The sequence below is a fragment of the Mycobacterium sp. E183 genome (assembly GCF_001667735.1).
Lineage (GTDB): Bacteria > Actinomycetota > Actinomycetes > Mycobacteriales > Mycobacteriaceae > Mycobacterium.
On sequence record NZ_LZJN01000150.1, the window covers coordinates 1 to 17,585 of the forward strand.

Here is a 17,585-nt window from a genome sequence, read left to right on the forward strand (position 1 = left end):
TCCTGATGCCGCCGGAACCACGGTTCACCTATCCGCGAGGATCACATGATGCCCACGTCGCTCTCCCTCGACACCGCGCGCCGCGCCGACGGGGAGCTGATGTTGGTCGCGGCCGGGGAGATCGATCTGAGCAACATCGACGACTTCGTGCAGGCCCTCACCAACATCAGCGGAGAAGCCGCGAGCGGTGGTCCGCTCACCGTCGACCTCAGCGGCGTCGAGTACCTCGACAGCGCCGCCATCAATGCCTTGTTCTCCCACGCCGACCACATCAACCTGATCGCCCACCCGATCCTGATGCCGATCCTCACCGTCAGCGGCCTCACCGAATTGGTCGCCGTCGAACCCGCGGCTTTGGCGGACTGACGACGACCGGCCGAGCGTCAGGGGTTCTCGGCGATCCAGGTGGTGGTGAAGCGCTGCAACGCTGGCAGGCTTTGGGTCAGATCGGCTTGCATCGATTTCTCGAGTTTGCGGCCCACCAACGGGATCCTCATCGCCACCTCCACGGCGAAGCGCAGTCGAGCCCCGTCTCCGGCGGGCGCCATGACCGCGTCCGCGCGCCCTGACCCCAGACCGCCGGAGGACACGACGTTGATCTGCCCGCGGACTTCGCCATCACCGATCGATCGCCACGTCTCGCTGTGAACGATCTTCAGCTCCCCGGGGACGACCTTGGCAATCAGCGCGGGCATTATCTGCCGGGATACGTGTTGGGTTGCCCGCATGCTCACCGTGCCGTCGGCGTCGACTTCCAGCGAATCCAGCGTGGTGGGGGCGTTGCTCGCTTTCAGGCGGGCCAGCCAGTAGTCCTCCCGCCCAAACGCCGCGTGGATTTGTTCCACGCTGGCGGGCGATTCGATGCGGATGTCGAAGGAGCGCGACATAGCAACCGATTCTTGCAAAGGGCCGGCCACGGCGAGCGGCGTGGCGCAGGTTTCGAACGTACGTGCGATGGTTATCCCTCCTCGCGGAGGTGAAGGACATGACTGACGACACGCGACAGGCGCCGAGCGAGAATCCGGAGAAGGACACGTCCCAGTGGGTGACCGGCGACGAGCCGATGACCGGTCCGCAGCGCAGCTACCTGCACACGTTGGCCCAGGAAGCGGGCCGGGACGTTCCCGATGATTTGACCAAGGCGCAGGCGTCCGAGCTCATCGACGAGTTGCAGGAACAGACCGGACGCGGCAACTGATCAGCCGGCGGGCCCGCCCCGGACGGTGGGCGTCGTCGGCGTCCGGGGCCGGGTCGCCTTACCGGTGAGGTCTCCGAATCTGACGCTGACGCGCTGAAAGCCCTTGACGCGTTCGGCTTTCGCCTTCTTGGTGTAGGTCTTGCGGTCGGCCGGCGTAAGTTCCGCGTTGTCTGTGAAGGGCGTGAGCAACGCCCGCGGGTAAAGGCGTTCCACCAGAACGACATTGATCTCGGCGCACAGAACCAGCGTTGACGACACTAGAAACAGAAAGGCCAGTAATCCCAGAACCAAGGCGAAGACGCTGTTGGTCGCGCTGGCCGACTTCACGGTGTGCCGAATGTATCCGGCGCCGCCCCACTGCAGGATCTGCCAAATGACCGCTGCCGCAAGCGCTCCGGGCAGCACCTGGCGATACGTCAGCTCCCGCGCGGTGGTGACGCGAAACGCCACCAGGCAAATCATCGCGTTGATCGCCACGGCCACCAGCGCGATGCCGATCTTTCCGAAGACGCCCAGCGCTCCTGTCGCCTGGCCGGCCGCCGACAGGACCGTGGCGGCGATGGCCGCCGAGCCCAGGACCAACAGCAACATCAAGCTGCGCAGTCGTGAGCGGACGGGGTCCGGACGCTTGTTCCTAGGGACGGCCCACACCGAGTCCATGGCATTCTGCACCGCCTGACCCACGCCAAGGCCGCCGTAGAGGGCGCCGGCGATGCCGACGACCACGGCGACGGTTCCTCCGCTGAGCCCTGCGGGCTGATGCAGCTGATCGCCGATGACCGGGAATTGGCTCAACGTGCTGTGCAGCACCTGTTCCCGCAGGTCGGGGCGTCCGGCGAGCACCACTCCGAGGCCGGTGGTCAACAGCAGCAGTAGCGGGAACAGGGATACGAACCCGTAGTAGGTGATCAAGGCGGATAGGTAGCCGCCTTGATCATCCAGATATTTGTAGACGACCCCGATAACCACGCCGGCGGCGCGGTTTCGTCGCTGCAGCCTGTCCAGCCAGCCGACCATCTCGTGCTCACTTCGTTTCTACGGAAGCGGATACCCCCCCGATGGGATTGCCTGGTGATACCCGCATTCGGCGACGATCAATCCCGCGCGGGCCCTGTGGGGCTGCCCCCGTGCCAGGATGGGGAGATGGGCGACGACGAAATGCATTCGGAGCGCGAATTCAACGAGCGCAACATCGAGGAGTTCCGCCGCAACGGCGGCAAGGTCGGCGGGCAGTTCGAGGGCTTCCCGTTGCTGCTGTTGACCTCGACCGGGGCACGAAGCGGTGCGCAGCGGGTAAACCCCGTCGCTTACTTCGATGTCGACGGCAGGATCTACGTCGTCGGGTCCGCCGCGGGCCGGGAGAAGAACCCCGCTTGGGTGCACAACATTCGCGCCCATCCGCGGGTGACCGTGGAGATCGGCTCACAGGAGCCCAAGCCGGCGACCGTGCGCGAATTGCCGCGCGACGAGCGGGATTCCGTCTACCGGATCGTGGTCGAGCGGGCGCCGGGCTTCGGCGATTACCAGGAGCGCACCGACCGCGTCATCCCGGTGTTCGAGCTGGTTACCGAATAACAGCACCGCCAACCGGTTTCGTGTCGCAAAATCATTTGAACCGAGTGTCATCGGCGGGGAGGAGACCGACATGACGTGTGCAGCAATGACGCCCCCGGTGCGCGGCCGGGTGCTCGGGGCCGTCGCGCTCGTTTTGGCGATGTTGCCGGTGATCGCGGTTTCGGCGCCGGCGATCGGCCGGGCCGATCCCAATTGTGCTGAAGGGTTTATCTGGAGCGCGGACTTGCATCAATGCGTTCCCTGGGTCCCGGCGGTGAATGGGCCGGGCGGACCCGGCGGGCCTGGTGGTCCGGGAGGACCTGGGGGACCGGGTGGGCCTGGTGGCCCAGGTGGGCCGGGAGGGCCCGGCCCGCGGTAGGGCCGGCTGGCTCGGGAACTCTTGGCCCCTCGCGGGTCGTTATACTGGCTAAGTATCGCCATGACTGCGAGGGGAAAGACGCATGCCACGCACAGACAACGACAGCTGGGATCTGGCCACCAGCGTGGGCGCGACCGCCACGATGGTGGCCGCGGCCCGAGCGATCGCGACCAGGGCTGACAACCCGCTTATCGAAGACCGATTCGCCGAGCCGCTGGTTCGCGCGGTCGGAGTGGACTTCTTCACGCGATGGGTCGACGGTGACCTCGTCGCCGCTGACGTCGACGACCACGAATCCGGTTGGAAGCTTGAGCACATGCCCCTGGCGATGGCCGCCCGCACCCGATTCTTCGATGCCTTCTTCCACGACGCGGCGCAGGCCGGGCTCCGCCAGGCCGTAATCCTGGCTTCCGGCCTGGACGCGCGTGCCTACCGGTTGGCATGGCCTGCCGACATGACGGTCTTCGAGATCGACCAGCCGGCGGTGATCGAGTTCAAGACCGCCGCCCTGGCGAAGTTGGGCGCGGCCCCGCGGGCAGACCTGCGCGCCGTCGCCATTGATCTGCGCAGCGACTGGCCGAAAGCTCTGGTGGATGCGGGCTTTGACAAGAGCCGCCCAACCGCCTGGATCGCGGAGGGTCTTTTCGGGTACCTGCCGCCCGAGGCGCAGGACCGCTTGCTCGACAACATCTCCGCGCTGAGCGCCGAGGGCAGCAGGCTGGCCGTCGAAGCCATCCCGGACCGTCCGCAGCAAGACGTCGAGAAGGCGCGCGAAATGATGCGCCGGGCCACCGCCAAGTGGCGCGAGCACGGCTTCGAGTTGGATTGGGAGGAGCTGGGTTTCGACGGTGAGCGCAACGACGTCGCCGACTACCTGAAGGATCTCGGCTGGCGGACGGTCGGCAAGCCTATGAGTGAGCTGCTGGCCGGCAGCGGGCTCGCGGCGATTCCCCAGACCAACGACTCGGTGTCCGTCGCCGACACGATCTACTACAGCTCGGTTCTGGGCGAATGACGGAGCCGAGCCGCCGAGGACTCAACGACGCGGTCACGCGGCTCTGGAGCTTCCTGGCCCCGGTCTACGACCTGCCGTTGTTGCAGCAGTGGGTATATCGTCCGCCGCACGACGAGGTGATAGCGCAACTGCGTGCTCACCATGCCCACAAGATAGCCGATATCGCTTGCGGCACGGGCATTCTCAGTGATCGGATCGCGCGCGAGCTCCAGCCCGACGAGATCTACGGTGTCGACATGTCCGAGGGCATGCTCGGCCAGGCGCGCGCCCGAACCGACCGGGTGCAGTGGTTACGTGGCCCTGCGGAGCGGCTCCCTTTCGACGACGGGGCCCTCGACGCGGTGGTGACCACCTCGGCGTTCCACTTCTTCGATCAGCCGGCGGCGCTGCGCGAATTCCACCGCGTGCTGGCGCCCGGCGGACTGGTGGCCGTATCGGCCCTCAGTGCGCGGCAACGGCGACTCCAGGCACCGTCGGCCAATAGGTGGAAGCCGCAACACAATGCGTCGCCGACGGAGATGCGCACGATGTTCGAAGACGCCGGGTTCGTCGTCAGCGAGCAGCGCCGCATCCCGCGGCCGGTCTGGACACGCGTCGTTTCCGACCTGATCACAGTCGGCATCAAGAACTGATCGACCGTCAGGCGGCCACCGCGCTCGTGGCGCGAGGAGCGGATCGCGGGAATGGATCGCGGTGACCGGTGTGCACCACGCGGGAGGGTCGATACGCCTGGGCCGGGCGGGCGACGATGGCGACATGCTGCCGGGCGAAGCGCTCCTGCCCGAGCTCACCCGTCCGATCGATGAAGTCGGAGGCGATCCACCCGGCGCCGAAAAAGGCCAGCGCGACGCCGAATTGAAGCGGCGAGCCGGCGACGAGCGCCACCAAAGCGCACATTCCCGCGACCATCGCGACGGCGAATGTGACCAAGTAGAGAAGGGTTACGCGAGGGTCTCGTGCGGGCCGCGTAGGCATCGCGCCTCCTCATCGGTCGACTGCTCTGGCAGGGGGAAACCCAAACCGTGACCTCGATGTTTCGCTATCGAGACACGTCAATCGAGGGCCATACGGCATCGATGCAACGGCGTAGTACCCCCACCGAGAGGCCAAAGGTCCCACCGCGGCAATTCTTTTCATTCGGTCCGCATGCCGGGGCGGCATAAACGTCTGCGGTGCAGGGTGATTCGCCACCTCCGAGCCAGGTTATCGACAAGCAGCACGATGCCCGCCCCGCCGGGTGGCGAAGCGGGCGTCGTGCTTACTGCGGTTTACAGCGGAATCCACACTCCGAAGAACCAGAAGCCCCACTGATTGAAGCCGGGGTCCCACACCGGGGTCTCCTGATAGCCCCAGTAGTTGATCGGACCGTACCCCCAATATCCACCGGGCGGGGGGAGCGGCCGGTCCCACGCGGGGCGAGGCGGCGCACCGGGTCCCCAAGGCGCCGGACCGTCACCCCACGGGGCGCCGCGGAAGTAGCCGCGCTGAGGATCTCCGTGCCACGGACCGCCCGGTCCGCCCGGTCCGCCGGGGCCACCAGGGCCGCCTGGGTGGTCGGGCCCGCCCGGGCCGCCGGGTCCGCCTGGATGATCGGGGCCTCCGGGTCCACCGGGACCATTTGGCCCGCCCGGATGACCGGGGCCACCCGGCCCACCAGGTCCGCCCTGCGGCCCGCCGGGACCGCCGGGGCCCCCAGGTCCGCCCGGCCCGCCGGGGCCCCCAGGTCCGCCCGGATCGCCGGGTGCGTTCGGGGGATGAATGCCCCCGGGAGCGGGTGCGCCATGGTTGCCTGCCGGGCCAGGCGGCGGCCCGCCGGGAGCGGCGCTGGCCGCACCGGAACCCATGCCCAACGCCGCAGCGCTCAGAGCGCCGGCAACGGTCATCCCCCCAAGAAATTGCTTAAGTTTCATAGTCCTTCACCCTGTCTGACTACTGGTGAATTCCTCAGAATCCCCCCTTACATCAACCGACCATAGATAGCTTGCCTATGCAACGGCTGTGAGAGGCCCATGCGGAGCTTTGGGTCGTGCACGCGGCACCCCGACCACGGAAGGCGGACGGTCGGCTCAGGTACCGCGAGACATAAACCGCTGCGATCCGCGACGGCGTGTCGTCGCAGGCGTTTATGTGTCGCGGCTCGGCGCCAGCCAGACGCGGCACCTTTGGGTAGCCCGACAAGCGGGAGTAAACCGTTTGGCAAGGCTATGTTTGCTAGTCCGGCGGGTCTTTGATGTATATCGTTGCGGCCGTGTCGAGCCCGTCGCATCCCCATCCGTCCGAGCCGCACGTGGGTTCGGTGTCGTCGAAATTGAACTGGCTGCGCGCCGGAGTCCTGGGCGCCAACGACGGAATCGTGTCCACGGCGGGCATCGTGGTGGGGGTCGCGGCCGCGACGGTGGAACGCGCTCCCGTGTTGACCGCCGGCACCGCCGGACTGGTCGCCGGAGCGGTGTCGATGGCGCTGGGCGAATACGTTTCGGTCAGCACCCAACGTGACACCGAGAAGGCGCTGCTGCACAAGGAACGCCAGGAGCTGCGCGACGATCCGGTCGCCGAAATGGACGAGCTCGCCGCCTTGTACGAGGCGAAAGGCCTGACGGCCGCGACCGCCCGCACCGTCGCCGAGGAACTCACCGACCACAATCCGCTTCTCGCGCACGCCGAAGTCGAACTGGGCATCAATCCCGAGGAGCTGACCAATCCCTGGCAGGCGGCGTCGTCTTCGGCGTTGTCGTTCGCAATCGGGGCCCTGCTGCCGCTGATCGCGATCTTGGTTCCGCCGGCGGCGTGGCGGATCCCGGTCACCGTCGCGGCGGTGCTCGTCGCGCTGGTCATCACCGGGGCGGTGTCGGCCGGTTTGGGCGGAGCGCCCAAGGGCCGCGCTGTGCTCCGCAACGTCATCGGAGGCGGTCTCGCATTGGCGATCACGTACGTGATCGGCCACCTGGTGGGCGCGGCGATCGCCTGAGCCGCGGTCCCACCTGCCTGAATCGGGTCGACCCGGGGCGACTGTGGCCGGTAACTGTAATATCTACTGTTGCCATCCTCGCATGAGGGATCCCAACTCCGGGCGGAGCGTCGCGCATTGACCGAAACGAATCTCGTGCCGGATGACGTCGATTCGGCGGCGCAGGAGCCATACTTCCTGCGCGACGAAACCCGTTTCGTGCCAAACCCGATCGCGCGCGGTGGGTGGGGCCCGTCGCTCAGCGGGCACGTCGTCGGCGGACTCCTCGGGTGGGCGGTGGAACGCGCGGTCGATGACCCGGAACTTCAACCCGCCCGCCTGACCGTCGACCTTCCCGCACCGGTCGCGCTGGAACCCATGGAGGTGCATACCACCGTGCACCACGACCGGCGGCGGCTGCGGCTCGTCGAGGTCGTCCTCACCCAGCACGGTCTCCCGGTTGCGCGGGGGAGCGCCTTATTCCTGCGGCGCGGCCCCCAGCCAGAGGGGCAGGTGTGGTCGCCGAACCCGCAGATGCCGCCGCTGCCCATCGAGGGCGGCGCCCAACCGACGCTCTTCATGCGCACCTACGGATGGGGCACCGAATTGCAGAATCGCGACCCCGAATGGGTCGACGCCTCCGGCCAGAAATACACCTGGCTTTGCGAAACCCGCTCGCTCATCGGCGGTGAACCGCTCAGCCCGTTCACCCGCGCCGCCATGGCAGCCGATATCACTGCCTCCCTTGCCAATTGGGGAACAAACGGTTTGCAGTTCATCAATGCCGACTACACGCTCACGCTGAGCCGACTGCCGGAAGGCCCACACATCGGCATGGCCTCGCTGACCCACTACAGCCACGACGGGGTGGCCACCGGTTCGGCTGTACTCGTCGACCGCACGGGTCCCATCGGCAGCGGCGTTTCGGTTGGCATTGCGCACTCCGGATTCCGCCCGACACAGGTCAATCCGACGAGCGAATGAGCATCGGAAGCGACGTCACCTACTGGAGGCTGGTCGCCGACGCGGCGCGGGCGGGATCGCCCCGGCCGCTGCTCGCCGACGACCACGCGCGCACGCTGACGGCGCGGCAGTTCCACGATGCCGCCTGCGCGACGGCCGCCGCCTTCGCCGCTTTGGGGATCCGCGCGGGAACCGTCGTGTCGTGGCAGTTGCCGACCACGCTGGAGACCGTGGTCGTTATGGCGGCGCTGGCCCGGCTCGGTGCGGTGCAAAACCCGATCATCCCGATCCTGCGGGAGCACGAGGTCGGTTTCATCACCGAGCAGCTCTCCTCGGAATACCTTGTGGTGCCCGAGCGTTGGCGCGGATTCGATCATGGCGCCCTGGCGCGGGCCCTGTCGGCGAGTCGAGGTTTCAAGGTCATCACCGTCGACTTGGTGACGCCGCCGGCCGGCGGCGAGCTTCGGCTGCCTCAGGCGGAGGCCGGTGCGCTCCCGCCGCCGCCGGCTTCGGCCCGCGATGCGCGATGGGTCTACTACTCGTCGGGAACCACCGCCGCGCCCAAAGGGATTCGCCATACCGACGCATCGGTGATGGCCGGCGCGACCGGGCTGGTCGAGGCGATCGGCATCACCGGCGACGATGTCGATCCCATCGCCTTTCCGGTCGCGCACATCGGCGGCGCGGTGATGCTGGCCGCCGCGCTGCGGACCGGCATGCGGTTGGCGCTGTTCGAGGTATTCGACCCGCCGGCGACGCCGTACTCCATCGCGGCGCACAACCCGACCTTCCTGGGCACCGCGACCCCCTTTTTCCTCGGCTTCCTCGAAGTCCAGCGAGCCCACGGCGACCGGCCGTTGTTCCCGTTCCTGCGCGGCTGCCTGGCCGGCGGCGCGCCCATCACCGCCGAACTCGGTCGCCAGATCCGGGAAGCCTTCGGTCTTCCGGGCATCGCCAACGCCTGGGGGCTCACCGAGTTCCCGGTGGCGGCTTCACCGTCGCTCACCGACACGCCGGATTCGCTGGACCACACCGTCGGTAGGCCGACGCGGGGGGTCAGCGTCCGGGTGGTGGGCAACGACGAAGGCGAACTGCCCGTCGGTCAGGAGGGCGAGCTCCGCCTCAAGGGCCCCCAATGCTTTCTCGGCTACGCCGACCCCGCGCTGGACGCCGACGCGTTCGACGAGGACGGCTGGCTCCGCACGGGAGATCTCGGGCTGGTCGATCAGGACGGCAACGTCCGCGTGACCGGTCGGATCAAGGATGCGATCATCCGCAATGCCGAGAACGTTTCGGCTCTCGAAGTCGAGAATGTGCTGGCCACCCACCCCGCGGTCGCCGACGTGGCGGTCATCGGGGTTCCCGACCCGCGCACCGGCGAGCGGGTATGCGCGGTCGTGGTGCCCGCGTCGGCCGAGAGCGTGTCGTTGGAATCCCTTGTGCAGCATTGCCATTCGAACGGGCTGAGCCGCTATAAACACCCAGAACGATTGGTGATGGTCGAAGCCTTGCCGCGCAACCAATTCGGCAAGGTCATCAAGAAAGACCTCCGCGAAGCCTTCGGGTGATTTCGGGCTACAGCCCCTTGGGGGCCTCGCGGACGGCCTGCACCGCGGCCGCGTCGCCGTCGAACTCCACTCGCGCCGAACGCCCGACCGAGAACAGCAGCAGCTCCTCGGGCGGGCCGGTCACCGTGACGGCCGGGCCGCTTCCCGCGGTCAGCATCGTCTTGCCCTCCGGGGTGCGCAGTGCCACCCGGCCCGGCACCTTGGCCAGCGTCAGCCGCGCCATCATCGGCAGGGTGCGGCGCAGCCTGGCGCTCAGCTCGGGTTCCAGCGCCCGCGGCTCCCAGCCCGGCTGCGCGCGCCGCACGTCCTCGTGATGGATGAACATCTCCGCCACGTTGGCCACCGGGTCGAGCAGCTTCAACGGCGAGTAAAGCGGCGGGCCGGATGCGACCTTGTCGACCAGCTCGTCCCACTCGGCCCGTTCGGCCACCTGGTTCTGCACCTTTTCGGTGTGCGGGGCGAAGAACGGGATCAGGATGCCCGGGGCGGCGTCGGGCCGGTACTCCCGGATGACGAGGTGGGCGGCGAGGTCCCGCGTCTTCCACCCCTCGCACAAGGTGGGCGCATCCGGCCCGGCTGCGCGCATGGTTTCGACGAGGGCGGCACGTTCGCGTTGCGCGACAGACATGTGTTCAGGGTAGGACCAGCCCCCGGGCACGGACCATCCGCGTCTCGGTAAATTTGCATCGTCGTCTCCTGGAGGAAAGTGCAGGCAATCTGATGAACGCGCGTGTCGAGCAGCTGGAGTTTCAGGCCGAGGCCCGGCAACTGCTGGACCTGATGGTCCACTCCGTCTACTCCAATAAGGATTCGTTTCTGCGGGAGCTGATCTCGAACGCTTCCGACGCACTGGACAAGCTGCGGCTGGAAGCCTTCCGCAACAAAGACCTCGATGTCGACACCTCCGACTTGCACATCGAGATCGAGGTGGATAAGAGCGCCCGGACGCTCACTATCCGCGACAACGGCATCGGCATGACCCGGGACGAGGTGGTGGGGCTGATCGGCACCCTGGCCAAGTCGGGCACGGCCGAGCTGCGTCAGCAATTGAAGGAGGCCCAGAACGAGGCCGCGTCGGAGGAACTGATCGGTCAGTTCGGCATCGGGTTCTATTCGAGCTTCATGGTCGCCGACAAGGTCGAGCTGCTCACCCGCAAGGCCGGCGAGAGCGAAGCCACCAAGTGGGAATCCAGCGGCGAGGGCACCTACACCATCGAAGCCGTCGAGGACGCACCACAGGGGACGTCGGTCACGCTGCACCTCAAGCCCGAAGACGCCGAGGACGAGCTGCACGACTACACCTCGGAGTGGAAGATCCGCAGCCTGGTCAAGAAGTATTCCGACTTCATCGCCTGGCCCATCCGGATGGAGGTCGAACGACGGACTCCGGCTGAGGAGGAGGGCGGCGAGGAGACCGTCACGCTCGAAACCGAGACCCTCAACTCGATGAAGGCGCTCTGGGCCAGGCCCAAAGAAGAGGTCTCCGAGGAGGAGTACAAGGAGTTCTACAAGCACGTCGCCCACGCCTGGGACGACCCGCTGGAAATCATCGCGATGAAGGCCGAGGGCACCTTCGAATACCAGGCGCTGCTGTTCATCCCGTCGCACGCGCCGTTCGACCTGTTCAACCGGGACGCGCAGACCGGGATCCAGCTGTACGTCAAGCGGGTGTTCATCATGGGCGACTGCGACCAGCTGATGCCCGAATACCTGCGCTTCGTCAAAGGCGTCGTGGACGCGCAGGACATGTCGCTCAACGTCTCGCGCGAGATCCTGCAGCAGGATCGGCAGATCAAGGCCATCCGGCGGCGGCTCACCAAGAAGGTCCTGTCGACCATCAAGGAGCTGCAGTCCGAGCGGCCCGACGACTACCGCAGCTTCTGGACCCAGTTCGGCCGAGTCGTCAAAGAGGGCCTGCTGTCCGACTTCGACAACCGCGAGACCCTGCTGCAAGTCTGCTCATTCGCCTCGACGCACAGTGAGGAGGAGGCCACCACCCTCGCCGAGTATGTGGAACGGATGAAGGAGGGCCAGGAGCAGATCTTCTTCGCCACGGGGGAGACGCGGCAACAGATCCTGAAGTCGCCGCACCTGGAGGCCTTCAAAGCCAAGGGCTACGAGGTCTTGCTGCTCACCGACCCGGTCGACGAGGTCTGGGTCGGAACGGTGACAGAGTTCGACGGCAAGCCGCTGCAATCGGTCGCCAAGGGCGAGGTGGACCTGAGCGCCGAAGGCGACGAGAGCGAGGCCGAGCGCGAGGAGCAACAGAAGGACTTCGCCGACCTGCTGACCTGGATGAAGGAGACGTTGAGCGACCACGTCAAGGAGGTGCGGCTCTCCAGCCGATTGACGGAGTCGCCGGCCTGCCTGATCACCGACGCCTTCGGCATCACCCCGGCGCTGGCGCGGCTCTACCGCGCGTCCGGGCAGGACATCCCGGTCGGCAAGCGGATTCTCGAGCTCAACCCGAACCACCCGCTGGTCACCGGCCTGCGAGAGGCGCAAAAGAAGGCGGAGGGCGACGCCGCGCTCGCCGCCCTTGCCGAGACCGCCGAATTGCTCTACGGCACAGCGCTTCTCGCCGAAGGGGGTGCGCTTGACGATCCGGCCCGGTTCGCCGAGCTGCTCGCCGACCGGTTGACCCGCACCGTGTAGCCCGGGATTTGCCAGGTTTGCGCCAGGGGTGTTCGCGGTCGGCTTGGCCGGCAAATGGGAGATAAGCCGGATTGAAAACCCGCTGGCAGGGATAATCACCTCCCATGGCTGAATTTCGCGTCATCGACCCACGCGGGCGGGTCGTCGCGACGAAGAATTTTGCCAGCGCGGAGTCCGCACACGCGTGGTTCATCGCCTCGATCGGCGGCGACACCGAGCTCGGCTGGCGCATGCAGGTCAACGACGACGGCCAGTGGGCCAACTTCGACGACACCCAGGGGTTCACCGCCCCGGTGAGCCACCGCCCCCAGAAGCGCTGATCCGGTTACGGTCCGACGACGAAGCAGCGGCCGCCGCCGCTGCTGAACAACACCTCTTGAACCACCGACGGCGCGACGGTGGGGAATCCGAACCGATGCACCTGTTGGTCGGCGGCGATGTCGGCATCCTGCGACTCGGTGGTGCCGTCCTTCTTGCGTACGAGCGCGGTGACCTTGTCCGGCTTGGGCGGGCTTTGCGGGTCGCGGAAGTACCACACCTCGATCCCGGTGCCCGAGGAATCACCGCGCCACCCGTCCGCGTAGTAGCACGCCGGATTTCCCTCGGCGTCCGGCGGTGGTGGCCGGCAAATCGACAGCCCGACGCAGTCCGGCGCGCTGGTGGTCGTGGGCGTGGGCGTGCTGGACGAGGCGATGGGGCTGGGGGGCGGCGACGGCTTCGCCGCACTTGAACTGGATGCGGCGGGCGCCGCAGCGTGCTGCGACCCGCAGGCCACGAGGCCGGCAGACGCCATGGCGAGGACGGCGACCAACCGCGGAATCGGGACCCACATCAGTGGCATACCTCGCACGCGATGCCGTCGCCGTCACGATCCAGGCCGGACCGGTAACCCGGCTGTCCACGGTAGATCGGGGCCACGCCGTCGGCGCACGCCGCCTTGCAGTTCGGGTAGTAAACGCTGGCGCCCGTCGTCGGCGCGGGTGAGGTCGTCGTCGATGGGGCGGCCTGGGCCGCGGGTGGCCCCGCAATCCCCACGACGATTGCTCCGGCGATGAGCAATCCACGAAGCATGTTGGCGAGCCTCCTGTTAGCGAAGCGGCGTTGGTTGCTGACGAATAATGAGCTAACACCGTGACGCGGTCACCGGGCAAGGGCCGAGCCCACGTAGGCTCCGCTCATGCACGTCGATGCGATGACGGTCCCGCAGCCGCTGCACCAGATCGGCGACCTGGCCCGGCGAACGCAAGCCGCCGGTTTCTCCGGTCTGTTGTTCACCGAGACGGGCCGCACGGCCTACCTCAACGCGGCCGTGGCGTCCCAGGCCGCGCCCGGCCTCGAGTTGTCCACCGGCGTGGCCGTCGCCTTCCCGCGCAGCCCCTTCGTCACGGCCGCCACGGCCTGGGAGCTTCAGGAGGCGACCGGCGGGAACTTCCGCCTGGGTCTGGGCACCCAGGTGCGCACCCACGTCGTCCGGCGCTACGGGGTGGCATTCGAGCGGCCCGGACCGCGCCTGCGCGACTACCTGTTCGCGGTCAAGGCTTGTTTCGCGGCGTTCCGCTCCGGGACGCTGGATCACCACGGCGACTTCTACGACCTCGACTTCATCACCCCGCAGTGGAGCCCGGGTCCGATCGACGCGCCCGACCCGAAAGTCGATATCGCAGCGGTCAATCCGTGGATGCTGCGGATGGCCGGCGAGGTCGCCGACGGGGTGCACGTGCACCCGATCGGCGAGCCGGGATACATCGCCCGCCACGTCTTGCCGAACGTCGCCGACGGGGCGGCGAAGGCGGGACGGTCGCCGGCCGACATCGCGGTGATCGTGCCGGTGATGACCATCGTCGGTGACACCGACGAGGAGCGCGACAAGCAACGAGAAGGCGTGCGCGCCAGCATGGCTTTCTACGGCAGCACCCCCAACTACGCGTTCATCTGGGATCAGGCCGGGTTCGAGGGCACGACCGCCAGGATCCGCGAGAGGCAGAAGGCCGGTGACTTCGCCGGCATGGCCGCCCAGGTCAGCGACGACCACATCGCCGCCTTCGCCACCGAGTCGACGTGGGACGGACTCGCCGGCGCGCTGATCGAGAAGTACGCCGAAAAGGCCACGCGCCTGGTGCTTTACAACGCCGTGGGTGATCCGGAGCGGTTCGAGCGGTACGGCGAGGTGGCCCGCCGCATACAACAAGGGCGTCAGTGACTGAGCTGTATCGCCTTGACCACCAACAGGAGTGCGCCGACGATCAGGTAGGCGCGTAGCGCGATCATGCCGAGTCGGGTGCCCGGTGACCAGGTGACCGGCTCGAGCAGCGTCAGGGGCGGCATCCGCCAGGTGTTGCGGTCGACGCCGCGCGCGGGCAGCCGTGGCGCGGGCGCCGCGGGTTGACGACGGGCCATCCAGCGCAGCACCGGCACCGCCGCGGCGGCGAGTACCGCCAGGGCCAGGGCGAGGTAGCCGGCCACCGCCACGACGTTGAGATCGCGGAACAGCGTGGTGGCCATCAGGATTCCCGATAGCAGCAGCAGCGTGCCGACGATCAACCCGGCGACCCAGTTGAGCCAGGGGCGATTGACCCACGGGCCCAACACTTCCCGGTCGTTGCACAGCAGCAGCAGGAAGACGCTGGCGCTGGGCAGCAGTAGGCCGGCGAGGGCTTGCACGGCGGTGGTGATCAGCCCGAGCGGCGCGCCGGGAATCAGCACGATGGCCGCGGCCACTACCACCATGGCGGTGTAGGACAGGTAGAACTGCTTGGCGTCGGCGAATCCGCGGTGCAGGGAGTGCTTCAGGCCGAACACGTCACCGAAGGCGTAACTGGTGGCCAGGGTTACCGCGGCGGCCCCGATGATCGAGGCGTCCATCAGCACGATCGCGAAGATCCAGCCCAGCGTCCCGCGGTGCTCGCCGAGCAGGTGTGCGGTGGCACCGGCGTCGGTGAAGCCGCCGACGGTGTTGGTGGAGCGTGCCGCCCATTCACCGGTCATCACCAGCGCCGCGGCACCGATGACCACGACGAAGGCACCCAGCACGGTGTCGGCGCGCTCGTACCCGATGAAGCGCGGGGTGATGCGCTTGTCGACGACGTTGGACTGCTGGAAGAACAGCTGCCAGGGCGCCACGGTGGTGCCGACGATGGCGATGATGAGCAGCACCGCATCCGAGCTCACCCCGCCCGAAATGCTGGGTATCACGAACGATTTGGCGGCCTGACGCCACTGGGGGTGGGACATCAGCAGCATCGGGATCTGCAGCAGCGTCACGGCGATGAAAATGAACATGGCGCGCTCCCAGCGGCGGAAGCTCCCGCTCGCCATGATCGCGACCAGCGCCACCGCCGAGACCGGCACCACAACGTATTTGGAGACGCCGATGAATTCGGCGGCCAGGCTGATGCCGATGAATTCGGTGACGATCGTCAGGAAGTTGAGCAGGAACAGGTCGCCGACCGAGAACCAGCCCCAGCCGCGGCCGAAGCGTTCGTTGATCAGCCGCGCGTGCCCGACGCCGGTGACCGCGCCGAGCCGCACCACCATCTCCTGGTTGACGATCAGGACGGGTATCAACAGCAGCAGCACCCACAGCAGGGAGTAGCCGTAGTTCTGTCCGGCCTGGGCGTAGGTGGCGACGCCGCCGGCGTCGTTGTCGCCGACCATCACGATGATTCCGGGACCGACGATCGCGAGCAGGGTCAGCAACCGCGTCTTCCAGGTGCGGCCGTGCTCGGTTTCGCCGACGCTGATGCGACCGAACGCGCCCTCGATGTCACCGAGGTGCGCGGCGTCCAGCACCGCGCTGGGCCGGTGAATCTCTTCGCGACCGGTCGTCACAGCGCATTACCTCCCGGCACGCGCGCGCTCTGGTCACCGGGAATCTCGCGCACGGGACGCGGCGCGGGCTCTCGCCGGCGCCAATCCTCCGGGATGGTCGCCTCGAGCACGTCGTCGACGGTGACCACCCCGAGCACGCGATCCTGGTCGTCGACCACCGGGATGGAGTAGAGGTTGAAGTCGGCCATCAACAGCGCGACATCGGTCAGGTCGGCGTCCGGCGTGACCCGCACCGGATCGGAATCCATCAGCCGCGCAAGGGTTTCACCGGCCGGGGCCTGCAACAAGGTGATGACCGAGACGACACCGTCGAGCCGTCTGTCCTCGTCGATCACATGCACTTTGATCAGCGCCTCCGGCTGTATGGTGCCGGCGGACGCGATCAGCGCCAGCGCTTCGGCCGCCGTGGTGGCGGCCGCGCACGAGACGAAGTCGACGTTCATCAGGCCGCCGGCGCTCTCGGGGTTGAAGCCCATCAGGGTGATGACCTTGGTGCGCTGCGGGCCCGGCATCAACTCCAGCACGCGCCGGCGCCGCGACTGGCGCAGGTCGGCGATCGCGTCGGCGGCGTCGTCGGCCCGCATCCGGCCCAGCAGCGCGGCGACCTCGTTGTCGGGCATGCCGTCGAGGAGCCGGCTGGCCTTGTCCGGCTCCAGCTCTTCGAACACGTCGGCTTCCAGTTCGGGGTCGCTGCGCACGCGGTCGAGGATCTCGCCGCCCTCGGCCTTGTCCGCCTCCTCGAGAAGGTCGGCGATCTCGGCGGCCTTGAACTCGCCGAAGCGGTCCGACAGGCGCCGCACGGCGTCCGAGCGGGCGTCGCCGATCAGCGGCTCGAACGCCTTCCAATCGCGGGCCGCGTGCCCGCCCGACTGCCTGATCAGTCCGAACAACCGCGGTGGCCGTCGGGTGTCCACGCGCGTCAGCATCCATCCGGCGCCGGTGTCTTCCAGTTCCACGTCGTAGGCGCGGATCAGCTCGACATTGGCCACATCGATCAGCCGGTGGCCCAACACGTCGGCGCGCAGCAGCACCTCACCTTCACGGCGCTCGAAGCCGCGAAGGTCAACCTTGTTCTTGGTCAACAGGACTCGGTCCGCGGCGTACTCGTCGATCGATTTGTCACCGATGAACACCCGCCGCCCGCCGACCCCGGCCACGATCCCGGTGACGAGGGGGTACTCGTCGGCGCCCCGCAGCCGCACGATCACGTCCTCGACACGGCCCACCGTTTCCCCGGCGCGGGCCAGCACCGGCGCACGCAGCAGCTGCGAGAGGTGGATCACCGGCCGTCCGCCGCCGCGTTCGGCCGACTTCTCCGATGCGCCCATGCGTTTCCTCCTCGACACCCCGCCGCCGACCATCCGAGCAGACTGCACGAAACCGCGTCGCGACGTCGGGTGTAGCTACGGCTTACCGCCAGGATCGTTGGTGGCGCAAGTGTCGTCGCTTGACCGGGTTCGGCCGCAAGATCGTACGCC

At 67.6% G+C, this 17,585-nt stretch carries 20 protein-coding genes; 11 read left to right on the forward strand and 9 right to left on the reverse strand.

Annotated features, from left to right (window positions below; translation table 11 throughout):
* Positions 1-48: 48 nt before the first annotated feature.
* Positions 49-366: an STAS domain-containing protein gene (locus tag A5691_RS16865; RefSeq protein ID WP_067782167.1), complete on the forward strand. Its 318-nt coding sequence runs from the start codon at positions 49-51 to the stop codon at positions 364-366.
* 17 nt (positions 367-383) lie between these two features.
* Here A5691_RS16865 and A5691_RS16870 read toward each other — a convergent pair whose 3' ends face one another.
* A complete protein-coding gene (locus tag A5691_RS16870; protein WP_067748295.1) occupies positions 384-887 on the reverse strand; it encodes a DUF2505 domain-containing protein in 504 nt (167 codons plus the stop codon).
* 98 nt (positions 888-985) lie between these two features.
* On the opposite strand from A5691_RS16870, the gene A5691_RS16875 reads away from it, so the two are divergent.
* On the forward strand, positions 986-1,198 hold the full coding sequence (locus A5691_RS16875) for a DUF3072 domain-containing protein (protein WP_067748301.1): 213 nt from the start codon (positions 986-988) through the stop codon (positions 1,196-1,198).
* Here the strand turns inward: A5691_RS16875 and A5691_RS16880 are convergent, their stop codons facing one another.
* A complete protein-coding gene (locus tag A5691_RS16880; protein WP_067782055.1) occupies positions 1,199-2,215 on the reverse strand; it encodes a YihY/virulence factor BrkB family protein in 1,017 nt (338 codons plus the stop codon). It lies immediately after the preceding gene.
* A gap of 126 nt (positions 2,216-2,341) precedes the next feature.
* Here A5691_RS16880 and A5691_RS16885 point away from each other — a divergent pair, with 126 nt between their 5' ends.
* The 3 genes from A5691_RS16885 to A5691_RS16895 all read left to right on the forward strand — a co-directional run bounded on the left by A5691_RS16885 (position 2,342) and on the right by A5691_RS16895 (position 4,778).
* The gene (locus tag A5691_RS16885; RefSeq protein ID WP_067748291.1) at positions 2,342-2,773 is read left to right on the forward strand and encodes a nitroreductase family deazaflavin-dependent oxidoreductase; all 432 of its coding nucleotides are present in this window, start codon (positions 2,342-2,344) and stop codon (positions 2,771-2,773) included.
* 440 nt (positions 2,774-3,213) lie between these two features.
* Positions 3,214-4,146, forward strand: coding sequence for an SAM-dependent methyltransferase (locus A5691_RS16890; RefSeq protein ID WP_068017024.1), 933 nt, complete (start codon positions 3,214-3,216; stop codon positions 4,144-4,146).
* Positions 4,143-4,778: a class I SAM-dependent methyltransferase gene (locus tag A5691_RS16895; RefSeq protein ID WP_067748286.1), complete on the forward strand. Its 636-nt coding sequence runs from the start codon at positions 4,143-4,145 to the stop codon at positions 4,776-4,778. The genes A5691_RS16890 and A5691_RS16895 overlap by 4 nt, the downstream gene beginning before the upstream one ends.
* Positions 4,779-4,785: 7 nt before the next feature.
* Here A5691_RS16895 and A5691_RS16900 read toward each other — a convergent pair whose 3' ends face one another.
* Both A5691_RS16900 and A5691_RS28700 read right to left on the reverse strand, forming a co-directional pair.
* Positions 4,786-5,076, reverse strand: coding sequence for a hypothetical protein (locus tag A5691_RS16900; RefSeq protein ID WP_068266707.1), 291 nt, complete (start codon positions 5,074-5,076; stop codon positions 4,786-4,788).
* A 338-nt stretch (positions 5,077-5,414) separates the two neighbouring features.
* Positions 5,415-6,056 (reverse strand): chitin-binding protein, encoded by a 642-nt coding sequence (locus A5691_RS28700; protein ID WP_082950370.1) that lies wholly within the window; start codon positions 6,054-6,056, stop codon positions 5,415-5,417.
* 320 nt (positions 6,057-6,376) lie between these two features.
* Here A5691_RS28700 and A5691_RS16910 point away from each other — a divergent pair, with 320 nt between their 5' ends.
* From A5691_RS16910 to A5691_RS16920, 3 genes are all read left to right on the forward strand, one after another.
* Complete coding sequence (locus A5691_RS16910; RefSeq protein WP_197499059.1) at positions 6,377-7,114, forward strand: VIT family protein; 738 nt, start codon at positions 6,377-6,379, stop codon at positions 7,112-7,114.
* 117 nt (positions 7,115-7,231) lie between these two features.
* Positions 7,232-8,077, forward strand: coding sequence for a thioesterase family protein (locus tag A5691_RS16915; RefSeq protein WP_068017033.1), 846 nt, complete (start codon positions 7,232-7,234; stop codon positions 8,075-8,077).
* On the forward strand, positions 8,074-9,624 hold the full coding sequence (locus A5691_RS16920; RefSeq protein WP_068017036.1) for a class I adenylate-forming enzyme family protein: 1,551 nt from the start codon (positions 8,074-8,076) through the stop codon (positions 9,622-9,624). Before A5691_RS16915 ends, A5691_RS16920 begins: the two co-directional genes overlap by 4 nt.
* 7 nt (positions 9,625-9,631) lie before the next feature.
* Here A5691_RS16920 and A5691_RS16925 read toward each other — a convergent pair whose 3' ends face one another.
* Positions 9,632-10,252, reverse strand: coding sequence for a TIGR03085 family metal-binding protein (locus tag A5691_RS16925; protein ID WP_067782070.1), 621 nt, complete (start codon positions 10,250-10,252; stop codon positions 9,632-9,634).
* Between the two features lie 92 nt (positions 10,253-10,344).
* Between A5691_RS16925 and htpG the strand changes: the two genes are divergently transcribed.
* Both htpG and A5691_RS16935 read left to right on the forward strand, forming a co-directional pair.
* Positions 10,345-12,279, forward strand: a complete 1,935-nt coding sequence (gene htpG / locus A5691_RS16930) for a molecular chaperone HtpG (RefSeq protein ID WP_067782075.1) — start codon at positions 10,345-10,347, stop codon at positions 12,277-12,279.
* A gap of 104 nt (positions 12,280-12,383) precedes the next feature.
* Positions 12,384-12,599 carry a hypothetical protein gene (locus tag A5691_RS16935; protein ID WP_067782078.1) on the forward strand — a complete coding sequence of 72 codons (216 nt, stop codon included), beginning with the start codon at positions 12,384-12,386 and terminating at the stop codon, positions 12,597-12,599.
* Positions 12,600-12,604: 5 nt separating this feature from the next.
* Here A5691_RS16935 and A5691_RS16940 read toward each other — a convergent pair whose 3' ends face one another.
* Both A5691_RS16940 and A5691_RS29150 read right to left on the reverse strand, forming a co-directional pair.
* On the reverse strand, positions 12,605-13,111 hold the full coding sequence (locus A5691_RS16940; RefSeq protein ID WP_067782081.1) for a hypothetical protein: 507 nt from the start codon (positions 13,109-13,111) through the stop codon (positions 12,605-12,607).
* The gene (locus A5691_RS29150) at positions 13,111-13,350 is read right to left on the reverse strand and encodes an excalibur calcium-binding domain-containing protein (RefSeq protein ID WP_067890984.1); all 240 of its coding nucleotides are present in this window, start codon (positions 13,348-13,350) and stop codon (positions 13,111-13,113) included. The genes A5691_RS16940 and A5691_RS29150 overlap by 1 nt, the downstream gene beginning before the upstream one ends.
* Before the next feature lie 106 nt (positions 13,351-13,456).
* Between A5691_RS29150 and A5691_RS16950 the strand changes: the two genes are divergently transcribed.
* On the forward strand, positions 13,457-14,479 hold the full coding sequence (locus A5691_RS16950) for a TIGR03617 family F420-dependent LLM class oxidoreductase (RefSeq protein WP_067748269.1): 1,023 nt from the start codon (positions 13,457-13,459) through the stop codon (positions 14,477-14,479).
* Here the strand turns inward: A5691_RS16950 and A5691_RS16955 are convergent.
* Both A5691_RS16955 and A5691_RS16960 read right to left on the reverse strand, forming a co-directional pair.
* Positions 14,473-16,107, reverse strand: coding sequence for an Nramp family divalent metal transporter (locus tag A5691_RS16955; protein ID WP_067748267.1), 1,635 nt, complete (start codon positions 16,105-16,107; stop codon positions 14,473-14,475). The two genes, A5691_RS16950 and A5691_RS16955, sit on opposite strands and share 7 nt — an antisense overlap.
* Positions 16,104-17,435 (reverse strand): magnesium transporter MgtE N-terminal domain-containing protein, encoded by a 1,332-nt coding sequence (locus A5691_RS16960; RefSeq protein WP_067890988.1) that lies wholly within the window; start codon positions 17,433-17,435, stop codon positions 16,104-16,106. Before A5691_RS16960 ends, A5691_RS16955 begins: the two co-directional genes overlap by 4 nt.
* Positions 17,436-17,585 lie beyond the last annotated feature (150 nt).